The organism is Pseudomonadota bacterium, from assembly GCA_018817425.1.
GTDB lineage: Bacteria > Desulfobacterota > Desulfobacteria > Desulfobacterales > RPRI01 > RPRI01.
This window is the reverse complement of sequence record JAHITX010000103.1, coordinates 22,932-34,511: the sequence shown is the minus strand read 5'-3', so window position 1 is coordinate 34,511 and position 11,580 is coordinate 22,932. Positions and strand designations below refer to the sequence as shown.

The window sequence follows — 11,580 nt, the reverse complement described above, 5'->3', positions numbered from 1 at the left end:
GAGATGATAATGCCCGGAGACAATGTAGCGATATCGGCGGAGCTGATAACTCCTATAGCAATGGAGACCGAGCTTCGGTTTGCGATAAGGGAAGGCGGACGGACGGTCGGTGCAGGAGTTGTAAGCAATATTATAGGATAAAAAGAAAGATAACTTATGATAATGAACACCAAAATCAGGATCAAGCTTAAAGCTTATGATCATAAGCTGTTGGATCAGTCGGCATCAGATATTGTTGATACAGCAAATAAGACCGGTGCGAAGGTTATCGGGCCGATTCCATTGCCGACAAGGATAAATAAATATTGTGTTCTACGTTCACCTCATATTGATAAGAAATCAAGAGAGCAGTTTGAAATGAGAACACATAAAAGGTTACTCGATATTATAGACCCAACGCAGCAGACAGTTGACGCCCTGATGAAACTTGACCTTTCTCCGGGAGTGGATGTCGAGATAAAACTATAGCGCAGGAAACGGTAATAGCTATGTGTAGAGGATTGATAGGTAAAAAATTAGGGATGACCGTCACATTTTCTTCAGAAGGAAAATGTGTACCGGTAACTGTATTAAAGGTCGGGCCATGTGTGGTAACCCAGATAAAGACCAATGAAACAGATGGTTATAATGCGCTTCAGGTTGCCTTTGGTGAAAAAAAGCAAACGCGTATTAATAAGCCGGTTAAAGGTCAATTAAAAAAAGGCGGAGTTGAATCCTGTGAATACATTCGTGAGTTTTCTGTTGAAAACCCGGAAGAGTATAAGCTGGGCCAGGTATTAAATGTAGAAATGTTTAATGTCGGCGATTTGGTGCATGTAACAGGTATCATAAAAGGAAGGGGTTTTGCCGGTGTAATTAAAAGGCATGGATTTGCCGGTGGAAGAAAAACGCATGGTAGTCACAGCCACAGAATTCCAGGATCTATAGGTGCGAGTGCTTGGCCTTCAAGGGTTTTTAAAGGCAAAAAACTTCCGGGTCATTATGGATGCACAAAGCAGACTATGCGGAATTTAGAGATCATTGATATCAGGGAAAACGATAATTTAATATTGCTTAAAGGAGCTGTGCCGGGGCCAAAATCAGGCCTGATTTCTGTCTTAAAGCCAAATATTTTAAATAAATTAGCATGATGAATTTTGCTTTAGGATAAAGAGTTAAAAAGCAAATTGATTAGGACGGGTAGATTATGTCACTTATAGATGTTTACAATTTAAACGGGGAAAAAGTTTCGCAACTTGAGCTTGCAGAGAGTATATTCAATATTCCTGTTAAATCCAGTGTGCTGCATGAAGTTGTTACTATGCAGCTTGCCTGTAAACGTGCAGGCAGTGCTTCTGTAAAACATCGCAGCGATGTCAGGGGTAGTACAAGAAAACTTTTTCGGCAAAAAGGAACCGGCAGGGCGCGCAGAGGTGATATCAAATCCCCCTTGTTAAGAGGAGGAGGTTCGATATTCGGGCCTGATCCGAGATCATATTCTTACAAAGTTCCCAAGAAAATAAAAAAACTTGCGCTTAAGATGGCGTTAAGCAGCAAGATAATTAATAATAATATTCTTGTCCTTGATAAATTTGAACTTGAGAAAGCAAAAACAAAAAGTTTTATTTCTGTTCTTGACATTCTTAAGGTCAAAAAAGCATTGATTGTTACAGAAAAAACAAATGAAAGTCTTGAACTTTCTTCGAGGAATGTACCTGATATTAAGGTAATGAGATTCGAAGGCTTAAATGTTTATGATATCTTGAAGTACGAAAAACTTATTTTGCTTGAGTCTTCAATAAAAGGTATTGAAGGGAGGTTGTCGGCATGATTAGTTACGATATTATAAAAAGGCCCTTGATTACTGAAAAAAGCACGATTCAAAAAGAATTAGCTAACCAGATTACTTTTGAAGTTGACCGTAAAGCAAACAGGGTCGAAATTAAAAAAGCGGTCGAAGATATTTTTAAAGTCAAAGTCGCTGGTGTAAAAACGATTCAGGTTATGGGAAAATTCAAACGCAGAGGTAGAATTCTTGGAAAACGTAATGATTATAAAAAGGCTGTTGTCAGACTCATGCCTGGTGAGCGTATTGAATTTTTTGAAGGGGTATAGATTTAGGAGTATAGCATGGCTGTAAAGAAAGTAAAACCAACATCTCCCGGAAGACGCTTCCAGGTTTATTCAACATTTGAGGAAATTACTCGCTCAAAACCGGAAAAAAGCCTGGTAAAAGCCTTAAATAAAAGTGGTGGCCGTAACGTTCATGGCCGTATTACCAGCAGACACATTGGCGGTGGAAGTAAGAGGCATTACAGGATAATTGATTTTAAGCGGGATAAAACAGGGATTCCTGCAAGGGTTGCTTCAATTGAATATGATCCCAATAGGAGTGCCAGAATTGCACTGCTTCATTATGTTGATGGGGAAAAACGCTATATTCTTGCTCCCTTGAATCTTAATGTTGATGATACTGTTATATCCGGTCCGGATGCTGATATTAAACCGGGCAACTCACTGCCATTGAGCAGTATACCGTTAGGTACTCATATACACAATATTGAACTGCGCATAGGTAAGGGTGGACAGATAGTTAGGAGCGCCGGTACATTCGCTCAGCTTATGGCGAAAGAAGATAAGTATGCTCTGGTAAAATTGCCATCAGGAGAAGTCAGGATGGTTCTTTTGAACTGTAGGGCAACGATAGGGCAGATTGGTAATGTCGTTCATGAGAATATATCCATCGGTAAAGCCGGACGATCACGATGGCTTGGAAGAAGGCCGAAAGTCAGAGGAGTTGCTATGAACCCTGTTGATCATCCGATGGGTGGAGGAGAAGGCAGATCATCGGGTGGACGTCATCCTTGCAGTCCATGGGGTATGCCGACAAAAGGATATAAAACAAGAAAGAATAAAAAAACAAATATTTATATAGTAAAAAAGCGCACACAGAAATAAAGTAAGGCGTTGTTTATCTTCTATATCTTATTAAAGGTAAGCCATATTTTGTATTGCAGGAGAATATATGCCACGGTCGTTAAAAAAAGGTCCATACATAGAACAAAGTTTATTAAAAAAAGTTATGACTGTTAGTGAAAGTCGGGGTGCCAAAGTTATAAAAACATGGTCAAGGCGTTCAACTATTATTCCTGAAATGGTTGGAGCCACAATGGCTGTTCACAACGGGAAAAAGTTTATCCCGGTTTTTATTTCAGAAAATATGGTAGGGCACAAGCTTGGAGAGTTTTCTCCAACAAGGACTTTTTACGGACATGCGGGTGATAAGAAAACTAAACTGAAGAAGTAAGAGAGAAAAAGGAATAATTGCTATGGAGGTCAAGACGTTAGCAAGATATATACGTATTTCCCCTCAGAAAGTTCGAAAACTGGTTGGTGCGGTTAAGGGGAAAAGGGTTGAGGCAGTTTTGAATGAACTTAAATTCATGCCGCAAAAATCTGCAGGAATACTTGAAAAGATAATAAGATCTGCTGTTGCAAATGCTAATCAAAACGCAAATATGGATGTTGATTCCTTAGTTGTTCGCAATGTTGTTGCAGACAGTGGTCCAACATTGAAACGATTTGCAGCAAGAGCACGCGGCAGAGGAACACGCATACTTAAAAGAACTACACATATTACTGTAACTTTGGCGGACAGTTCGTCTTAAAAAGGAGGAAAAAGCTTGGGTCAGAAAGTAAATCCTATTGGGCTTAGATTGGGTATAGTAAAAACATGGGAATCAAGATGGTATGCCGGCAAAAATTATGCCGATTATATACTGGAAGATTCCAATATTCGGAAGTTCTTGAAAAAGAAGCTTAATAGTGCTGGAATATCAAGGATTGAAATTGAAAGGTCATCCAAGCGGGTAAGACTCCGGATTTATGCATCAAGGCCCGGTATAATAATAGGCAAAAAAGGTTCGGAAATACTGCTGCTTAAGCAGGAGCTTGAGAAACAGATATCTCATGAAGTACTTATAGACATTCAGGAAGTAAGAAAGCCTGAAATAGATGCCCAGTTAATTGCCGAAAGTGTTGCTCAGCAGATTATAAAAAGAGTAGCTTTCAGAAGAGCTATGAAACGTGGTGTTGCATCGGCTATGAGATTTGGTGCAATGGGTGTAAAAATTATATGTTCCGGCAGGCTTGGGGGAGCAGAAATGGCAAGGAGAGAGTGGTACCGTGAAGGTCGTGTTCCACTTCACACCTTAAGAGCCGATATTGATTACGGCTTTACTGAAGCTCTGACAACTTATGGAATAATAGGCATAAAAGTTTTTGTTTTTAAAGGAGAGATCCTTGGAAAGGATCAAATTGAAGCGGGTACAAACTAACCTGCGGGAGAGAAAATCAGATGCTGAGCCCCAAAAAAGTAAAATTCAGAAAACAGCAAAAAGGAAGAATGAAAGGTATTGCCCACCGTGGGTCGAGTTTGAATTTCGGTGAATATGGATTGCAGGCGATAGAATGTGGTAAAATCAGTTCCAAGGAAATTGAAGCTGCCCGTATTGCTATTACAAGGCATGTTAAGAGAGGCGGCAAAATGTGGATAAGGATTTTTCCGGATAAGCCTTTTACAAAAAAACCTGCTGAAGTTAGAATGGGCAAGGGAAAAGGTGCCCCTGAAGGTTGGGTTGCAATCATTCGTCCTGGGAGAATACTATATGAGATGGAAGGTATTACAAGGGAACTTGCAAAAGAGGCGTTGAGACTTGCATCACATAAACTTTCTGTGAAAACAAGAATCATAGACAGGAGTAATATATAAGATGAAAGCGAGTGAAATAAGAGATCTTAGCCAGGAAGAGCGTTTAAATAAATTAGGTGAGTTGAAAGAAGGTCTGTTTAATCTGCGCTTTCAGCATGGAGTTGGTCAGCTTGAAAGTCCCGGCAAGTTGAAGCTTAATAAGCTCGAAATTGCACGAATAAAGACTATTATTCGGGAATTTGAACTTACAAACAAAGACAAAGAATGATTGCTGCCATGAATAAAAGAGGAATAAAAAGACAAATGGTCGGAACTGTTGTAAGCGACAAGATGGATAAAACGGTTGTTGTCCAGGTTGAAAGACTGGTCAAACATAAATTTTACCATAAGTATATAAGAAGACGAACTAAATTTGCCGCTCATGATGAACAGAATTCTTGCAAAGCCGGAGATAAGGTCTTGATCACCGAATCCAGGCCTTTAAGCAAGACAAAAAGATGGCGTATCAGCGAGATAGTTAAAAAAGCTGTTTGATTTTAGAGGATAATTACAATGATTCAGGCAGAAACGAGGTTGACGGTAGCCGATAACTCCGGTGCGAAAGTTGTTTATTGCATTAAAGTCCTTGGTGGTTCACGAAGGCGTTATGCCAGTATTGGCGATATTATTGTCGTTACTGTGAAAGAAGCGATTCCTAATTCCAAAGTAAAAAAAGGTGAGGTGCTTAAAGCGGTTGTGGTGCGCACCAAAAAAGAGATAAGAAGGCCGGACGGATCTTATATAAGATTTGACGATAATTCGGCTGTATTGATTTCAGCCAGCAAAGAACCGATTGGAACACGAATTTTTGGGCCTGTTGCAAGAGAACTCAGAGCGAAAAAATTTATGAAAATCATTTCGTTGGCTCCGGAAGTATTATAGTATAATTTCTCTCGTGGAGAAGTGCTTTATGGTAAATATGATAAGTATTAAGAAAGACGACAAGGTTAAGATAATTGCCGGCAAGGATAGGGGCAAAATAGGCAAAGTTGTCAAAGTAGTAAAAAAAGACAACAGAATTGTTGTGGAGAATGTTAATATAATAAAGCGGCATTCTAAACCCTCTGCAAAGAACAGGCAGGGCGGCATAATTTCTGTTGAAGCTCCGATTCATGTGTCAAATGCTATGTTGATGTGCAATAGCTGTATCAAGCCTGTTCGCATTAAGAAGCAATATCTCGAAAATGAAAAAAAAGTCCGCGTTTGCCCAAAGTGCAGCGAGATAATTGATAAATAGTGTCAGATAAAGGGTTTTTGTTTTTGAAAGGAAAATAATGGCACGGTTAAAACTTTATTACAATGAAAATGTTGTTCCTAAACTGATTGAAACATTTCAGTATAAGAACAGAATGCAGGTTCCTAAAATAGAAAAAGTTGTTGTTAATATTGGTCTTGGAGAAGCAATTCATAATATAAAACTGCTTGATGCGGCAGTTGAGGAACTGAAAATTATAACGGGCCAGAAACCCGTTGTTACCAGAGCAAAAAAATCAATTGCCGCTTTCAAATTAAGGGCAGGTATGCCTATCGGCTGTATGGTTACACTTAGAAAAGATCGTATGTATGATTTCTTTGATAAGCTTGTAAATATTACACTCCCACGGGTAAGAGATTTCAGGGGGGTATCCGGTAAAGCGTTTGATGGCTCAGGGAATTACACATTAGGCATTAAAGAACATATAATTTTCCCGGAAATTGAGTACGATAAGATAGAAAAAATTAAAGGGTTAAATATTTGTGTTGTGACTTCTGCAAATACCGATAAAGAAGGGAAAGAACTATTAAAACTTCTTGGGGTGCCATTTAAAAATTAATTAAAATTAATGTCATAAACGGCAAAATAAAAAGCCTAAGGTATCGACTTAAAAGACATAATTATAGACCTTTGAAAACATTCTTTTGTAATAAGGTCTCAAGGAGGATAAGTTGGCGAAGCAGGCGCTAAGAAATAAAGCGAAGGAAAAACCTAAGTTTGACGTAAGGGCTTATAACAGATGTCCGATTTGTGGTAGACCGCGTGGGTTTATCAGAAAGTTTGGAATTTGCCGTATTTGTTTTAGAGATCTTGCCTCAGCAGGCAAACTTCCCGGAGTTACCAAATCTAGTTGGTGAAAGATTGGTTTTTTATGGGGTGTTTTTTGGTTTATATGTTTATAAAGATCGGAGAGAAGAATGGCAATAATTGATCCAATTGCGGATATGTTAACTCGGATAAGGAATGCCGGAAAGGCAAGATTAAACAGCGTTGATATACCCGCCTCGAAGTTGAAAGCTGAGTTGGCAAGAGTTTTCAAAAACGAGGGTTTTATAAAAAACTACAAATATATAAAAGATGATAAACAGGGTATTTTGCGGGTTTATCTTAAGTACGGTCAGAATCAGAGCAGTGCTATCTACGGGATAGAAATGGTCAGCAAGCCGGGACGCAGAACATATGTAAAAAGCAATAAAATAAAGCCGATTCTAAATGGGATGGGTGTTGCTGTTTTGTCCACTTCAAAAGGTTTAATGACTGATAAAAAAGCTGTTAAGGAAAATTTGGGGGGCGAAGTCCTCTGTAAAATTTGGTAAGATAATATCCGGTAAGAATATAGGAGTAACAGATGTCTCGCGTAGGAAAAAAACCGATTCAGGTTCCTGATAAGACTAAAATATTATATGAGGATAAAGTAATAACCGTTGAGGGAGAAAAGGGTTCTCTCACCCAGACGATCCATCCGGATATAGATTTAAAGATTGAAAATGGTATTATTACCGTATCAACAAGTTCAGATAGCAAGTCAGGAAATGCTTTGCATGGTATGACGAGAAGCCTTGTCAGTAATATGGTAACCGGAGTTAATAAAGGATTTGAGCGGATTCTTGAAATAAACGGCATAGGATATCGAGCAGAAATCAAAGATACTAGTATAATATTCAATCTTGGATATTCACATCCGGTTGTTTTTGATCTTCCTGAGGGGATTGTTGCTGCAATTGAAAAAAACACGGTTATCAAGCTTTCAGGCATTAACAAACAAGAGCTTGGATTGGCTGCTGCGACAATAAGAAGATTAAAGCCCCCTGAGTCATATAAGGGTAAGGGAATAAAATACGCTGAGGAAAAAATTCGCAAGAAAGCAGGGAAAACGGGAACTAAATAATTATAGTTTTATATGTTACGATTTGATGATGAAAGAAATAAGCTTTTCGATCTCATAATCGTTGATAAAACAAGGAAATATAAATATGGGGTCAACAGATATTAAATATCAGGCACGATTAAAAAGAAAAAAAAGAATTAGAAAAAAATTGTCCGGCACACCGGAGCGCCCCAGGTTATGCGTCTTTAGAAGCGCGAAGCATATTTATGCTCAGTTAATTGATGATACAAAAGGGCATACAATAGTTGCCGCTTCCAGTACTGACAAAGAGGTTACAAATCAAGCTGATGCGAAAAAAAAATGCTCAGTTGCAAGTCTGGTGGGAAAGACCATAGGTGTTCGTGCTATTGAAAAAGGTTGTAAAAAAGTAGTTTTCGACCGTAGTGGGTTTTTATATCATGGGCGCGTTAAGGCTTTGTCGGAAGGTGCGCGTGAAGCCGGTTTGGATTTCTAGTTTTTTAATTATTGTGAAGGAGGCAGGGCCTTGTTCAAACGAGATACAGGCGAAAATCAGTTAATAGATAAAGTAGTATATATTAACAGAGTAGCCAAAGTAGTTAAGGGTGGCCGCAGATTTAGTTTCAGCGCTATCGTTGTTGTCGGAGATGGTGAAGGAAGTGTTGGTTATGGTCTTGGAAAAGCCGGAGAAGTTCCGGAGGCTATACGTAAGGGCGTAGATCAGGCAAAGAAAAATATGGTAAGCGTTTCTCTTGTGGAAGGAACGATTCCTTTTGAAGTTATAGGTAAATTTGGGGCAGGCCGTGTTCTTTTAAAGCCTGCATCCAAAGGTACAGGGCTTATTGCCGGTGGTGCTGTCCGTGCAGTTCTTGAAGCTGTGGGTGTTCAGAATGTTCTTACGAAGTGCATGGGATCTCATAATCCCCATAATGTCGTAAAAGCGACCATTGCCGGATTGCAAAAACTTCAGAGTCGTGAACAGGTGGCTGAGCGGCGGGGTAAAACCATAGAAGACCTATAATTAGTGAGCTATAACAGGGAATATTGTAAATGTCTGGGATACTGAAAATTACACTTATAAAAAGCATGATAGGGCGACCTGAAAAACACAGAAAAGTATTGTGTGGTATGGGCCTTACAAAGCTCAACAAAACAGTTGAGTTAATTGATACCCCTTCTATTCGAGGCATGATCGGCAAGGTATCACATCTTGTCAAGACTGAGGAGAAAGATAGATGAGACTAAATGAATTATCACCAGCCAAGGGGTCAAAAAGTCCGCGCAAGCGGCTTGGGCGTGGACCGGGGTCAGGAACAGGTAAGACTGCCGGAAAAGGTCATAAAGGTCATAAAGCCCGTTCAGGTGGAGGTGTTAGGCCGGGATTTGAAGGCGGACAAATGCCTATTCAAAGGCGTCTTCCTAAGGTAGGCTTTACAAATATTTTTAAGAAGGACATTGCCATTATTAATATACGTGATCTTTTAAAATTTGAAAGCGGTTCAATAGTAGATCATGATCTTTTGATAAGCTCAGGGATTGTTAAGAGAAGACACGATGGTATAAAGCTTCTTGCGCAAGGTGATATAAATTATTCATTGACGATAAAAGTTAACGGAGTAAGCAACGGCGCAAGGGCAAAGATTGAAAAAGCCGGTGGTAAAATCGAGGTTATATAATGGTTGGGAGCGGCTTCCAGAATATATTCAAAATACCTGAGCTTAAAAAAAGAATAATAGTAACTCTGGCATTAATTATTGTTTACCGGATCGGTGTACATGTTCCGGTTCCGGGTATCGACAGTGTTGCTCTTGCTTCTTTTTTTGCTAGTGCAAAGGGAACTTTACTTGGTTTGTTTGATATGTTTTCCGGCGGGGCATTTGAAAAATTGTCTGTATTTGCTCTTGGTATAATGCCATATATCAGCGCATCTATTATCTTACAGCTTTTAACTGTTGCTGTTCCGCATCTGGAAAGACTCTCGAAAGAAGGAGAGCAGGGCCGTAAAAAGATTACCCAATATACCCGGTACGGTACAGTAGTATTAAGCATAATACAGGGCTTTGGTATCAGTATAGGTCTTGAAAGCATGACTTCTCCGGGTGGTGCGGCTATTGTAATAGATCCGGGCTGGGGATTCAGATTGGTAACTGTAATTACACTTACAGCCGGAACAGCCTTTATAATGTGGCTTGGAGAGCAGATCACAGAACGCGGTATTGGAAATGGAATATCCCTTATTATATTTGCCGGTATCATTTGCCGGATGCCGAATGCTATAGCCAATACATTCAAACTGGTTTCAACCGGTGAAATGAGTATATTTCTGGCTATCTTACTGCTGGTGTTTATGGTAGCAGTAGTTGCCATTATTATATTTTGCGAGCAGGGTCAGAGGCGAATTCCGGTTCAATACGCAAAAAGGGTAATTGGCAGAAAAATGTACGGTGGACAGAGCACGCATCTGCCGCTTAAGTTAAATACATCCGGAGTTATTCCTCCGATTTTTGCATCTTCTATAATGATGTTTCCTGCAACTATTGCAAGCTTTATTAAAATAGAGGCGATGCAGAATTTTGCTAAAGCTCTTACGCCGGGTAGCCTGATTTATGAACTTATCTTTGTTGGAATGATAATTTTCTTCTGCTATTTTTATACGGCTATTACCTTTAACCCTGTTGATGTTGCAGAAAATATGAAAAAACAGGGAGGTTATATTCCAGGAATAAGACCTGGAAAAAGAACCGCTGATTACATAGATAAAGTGCTTACACGAATTACGTTGGGAGGTGCAATTTATGTTTCAGCTATATGCGTACTTCCGTCTATATTGATTAGTAAACTTAGTGTTCCGTTTTATTTTGGCGGGACTGCTTTGCTAATTGTTGTCGGTGTTGCAATAGATACTGTTTCGCAGATAGAATCACATATGATTTCCCGCAATTACGAAGGTTTTCTTAAAAAAGGCGGGGCAAAAATTAAAGGGCGTTTCTAATATGGTGGTTTTTAAATCACCTAAAGAAATTGAAAAAATTAGGGTTAGCAACCAGATTGTAGCTGATATACTTGGAAGACTTGAAAAAGAAGTAAGAGCGGGTATAACTACTTTATATCTAAATGATGTTGCTGAGAAGCTGGCTCTTGAAAAGGATGCAGTACCGGCATTTAAGGGTTATAAGGGGTATCCATATTCTCTTTGCACCTCTGTAAATAATGTTGTTGTGCACGGATTACCTTCTAAAAAACCGCTTGCAGAAGGTGACATTGTTAGCCTTGATTTTGGAGTTTTGTTTAATGGATATTATGGTGACTCTGCCATAACGGTTCCTGTTGGTAAAATATCAAAGTCAGCAAAGAAGCTTGTTCTGATTACAAAAGAGGCATTATACAAAGGCATTGAAAAAGCGGTACCTGGTGGAAGACTATCAGACATATCGCATGCTGTTCAGTCTCATGTAGAAGCTGCCGGTTATTCCGTTGTTCGTATTTTTGTCGGGCATGGGATAGGAAGCAGTCTGCATGAGGATCCGCAGATTCCGAATTATGGTAAACCCGGAATTGGCATTATGTTGAAAGCTGGAATGACATTGGCAATTGAACCAATGGTTAATGAAAAAGGTTGTGAAGTAGATATCTTAGGAGATGGTTGGACAGCTATAACAAAAGATGGCGGGTTATCTGCACACTTTGAACATACAATAGCAATTACTGATAATAAACCTGCTATTTTAAGCAAAAGGATTGGGAGCTAAG

24 protein-coding genes are annotated in these 11,580 nt (G+C 39.3%); all 24 read left to right on the top strand.

Translation table 11 applies throughout. From position 1 onward, the window contains the following. Positions 1-141, top strand: a 141-nt coding sequence (gene tuf / locus KKC46_18370) for an elongation factor Tu (GenBank protein MBU1055770.1), incomplete at its 5' end; no start/stop codon positions are given. Between the two features lie 18 nt (positions 142-159). Further along, the gene (gene rpsJ, locus KKC46_18365; protein ID MBU1055769.1) at positions 160-468 is read left to right on the top strand and encodes a 30S ribosomal protein S10; all 309 of its coding nucleotides are present in this window, start codon (positions 160-162) and stop codon (positions 466-468) included. Positions 469-488: 20 nt separating this feature from the next. Then, positions 489-1,130 (top strand): 50S ribosomal protein L3, encoded by a 642-nt coding sequence (gene rplC, locus KKC46_18360; GenBank protein ID MBU1055768.1) that lies wholly within the window; start codon positions 489-491, stop codon positions 1,128-1,130. A gap of 56 nt (positions 1,131-1,186) precedes the next feature. After that, entirely contained in the window at positions 1,187-1,810 is a 624-nt protein-coding gene (gene rplD / locus KKC46_18355; protein ID MBU1055767.1) for a 50S ribosomal protein L4, read from the top strand. Then, positions 1,807-2,094 (top strand): 50S ribosomal protein L23, encoded by a 288-nt coding sequence (gene rplW, locus KKC46_18350; protein MBU1055766.1) that lies wholly within the window; start codon positions 1,807-1,809, stop codon positions 2,092-2,094. Before rplD ends, rplW begins: the two co-directional genes overlap by 4 nt. A gap of 15 nt (positions 2,095-2,109) precedes the next feature. Continuing rightward, on the top strand, positions 2,110-2,937 hold the full coding sequence (gene rplB / locus KKC46_18345; protein ID MBU1055765.1) for a 50S ribosomal protein L2: 828 nt from the start codon (positions 2,110-2,112) through the stop codon (positions 2,935-2,937). Positions 2,938-3,004: 67 nt separating this feature from the next. Next, positions 3,005-3,286: a 30S ribosomal protein S19 gene (rpsS, locus tag KKC46_18340; GenBank protein ID MBU1055764.1), complete on the top strand. Its 282-nt coding sequence runs from the start codon at positions 3,005-3,007 to the stop codon at positions 3,284-3,286. Between the two features lie 22 nt (positions 3,287-3,308). Continuing rightward, entirely contained in the window at positions 3,309-3,647 is a 339-nt protein-coding gene (gene rplV, locus KKC46_18335) for a 50S ribosomal protein L22 (protein ID MBU1055763.1), read from the top strand. Between the two features lie 15 nt (positions 3,648-3,662). Further along, entirely contained in the window at positions 3,663-4,316 is a 654-nt protein-coding gene (rpsC, locus tag KKC46_18330) for a 30S ribosomal protein S3 (protein MBU1055762.1), read from the top strand. Positions 4,317-4,336: 20 nt separating this feature from the next. Continuing rightward, entirely contained in the window at positions 4,337-4,750 is a 414-nt protein-coding gene (rplP, locus tag KKC46_18325) for a 50S ribosomal protein L16 (protein MBU1055761.1), read from the top strand. Between the two features lies 1 nt (position 4,751). Beyond that, positions 4,752-4,958 carry a 50S ribosomal protein L29 gene (gene rpmC / locus KKC46_18320; protein ID MBU1055760.1) on the top strand — a complete coding sequence of 69 codons (207 nt, stop codon included), beginning with the start codon at positions 4,752-4,754 and terminating at the stop codon, positions 4,956-4,958. A gap of 8 nt (positions 4,959-4,966) precedes the next feature. Beyond that, positions 4,967-5,224: a 30S ribosomal protein S17 gene (rpsQ, locus tag KKC46_18315; protein MBU1055759.1), complete on the top strand. Its 258-nt coding sequence runs from the start codon at positions 4,967-4,969 to the stop codon at positions 5,222-5,224. A gap of 18 nt (positions 5,225-5,242) precedes the next feature. Beyond that, complete coding sequence (gene rplN / locus KKC46_18310; GenBank protein ID MBU1055758.1) at positions 5,243-5,611, top strand: 50S ribosomal protein L14; 369 nt, start codon at positions 5,243-5,245, stop codon at positions 5,609-5,611. A 28-nt stretch (positions 5,612-5,639) separates the two neighbouring features. Continuing rightward, entirely contained in the window at positions 5,640-5,966 is a 327-nt protein-coding gene (gene rplX / locus KKC46_18305) for a 50S ribosomal protein L24 (GenBank protein ID MBU1055757.1), read from the top strand. A gap of 37 nt (positions 5,967-6,003) precedes the next feature. Next, positions 6,004-6,543 carry a 50S ribosomal protein L5 gene (gene rplE / locus KKC46_18300; GenBank protein MBU1055756.1) on the top strand — a complete coding sequence of 180 codons (540 nt, stop codon included), beginning with the start codon at positions 6,004-6,006 and terminating at the stop codon, positions 6,541-6,543. Positions 6,544-6,655: 112 nt separating this feature from the next. Further along, positions 6,656-6,841, top strand: coding sequence for a type Z 30S ribosomal protein S14 (locus KKC46_18295; GenBank protein ID MBU1055755.1), 186 nt, complete (start codon positions 6,656-6,658; stop codon positions 6,839-6,841). Between the two features lie 60 nt (positions 6,842-6,901). Continuing rightward, entirely contained in the window at positions 6,902-7,300 is a 399-nt protein-coding gene (gene rpsH / locus KKC46_18290) for a 30S ribosomal protein S8 (GenBank protein ID MBU1055754.1), read from the top strand. A gap of 32 nt (positions 7,301-7,332) precedes the next feature. Then, positions 7,333-7,872, top strand: a complete 540-nt coding sequence (gene rplF, locus KKC46_18285; protein MBU1055753.1) for a 50S ribosomal protein L6 — start codon at positions 7,333-7,335, stop codon at positions 7,870-7,872. Positions 7,873-7,957: 85 nt separating this feature from the next. Further along, positions 7,958-8,326, top strand: coding sequence for a 50S ribosomal protein L18 (gene rplR / locus KKC46_18280; protein ID MBU1055752.1), 369 nt, complete (start codon positions 7,958-7,960; stop codon positions 8,324-8,326). Positions 8,327-8,356: 30 nt separating this feature from the next. Beyond that, positions 8,357-8,851 (top strand): 30S ribosomal protein S5, encoded by a 495-nt coding sequence (gene rpsE / locus KKC46_18275; protein MBU1055751.1) that lies wholly within the window; start codon positions 8,357-8,359, stop codon positions 8,849-8,851. 29 nt (positions 8,852-8,880) lie between these two features. Then, positions 8,881-9,069 carry a 50S ribosomal protein L30 gene (rpmD, locus tag KKC46_18270; GenBank protein ID MBU1055750.1) on the top strand — a complete coding sequence of 63 codons (189 nt, stop codon included), beginning with the start codon at positions 8,881-8,883 and terminating at the stop codon, positions 9,067-9,069. Then, the gene (gene rplO / locus KKC46_18265; GenBank protein ID MBU1055749.1) at positions 9,066-9,506 is read left to right on the top strand and encodes a 50S ribosomal protein L15; all 441 of its coding nucleotides are present in this window, start codon (positions 9,066-9,068) and stop codon (positions 9,504-9,506) included. Before rpmD ends, rplO begins: the two co-directional genes overlap by 4 nt. Then, the gene (gene secY / locus KKC46_18260; GenBank protein MBU1055748.1) at positions 9,506-10,822 is read left to right on the top strand and encodes a preprotein translocase subunit SecY; all 1,317 of its coding nucleotides are present in this window, start codon (positions 9,506-9,508) and stop codon (positions 10,820-10,822) included. The genes rplO and secY overlap by 1 nt, the downstream gene beginning before the upstream one ends. A gap of 1 nt (position 10,823) precedes the next feature. Beyond that, entirely contained in the window at positions 10,824-11,579 is a 756-nt protein-coding gene (gene map, locus KKC46_18255) for a type I methionyl aminopeptidase (GenBank protein MBU1055747.1), read from the top strand. The last annotated feature ends 1 nt before the right edge of the window (position 11,580 follow it).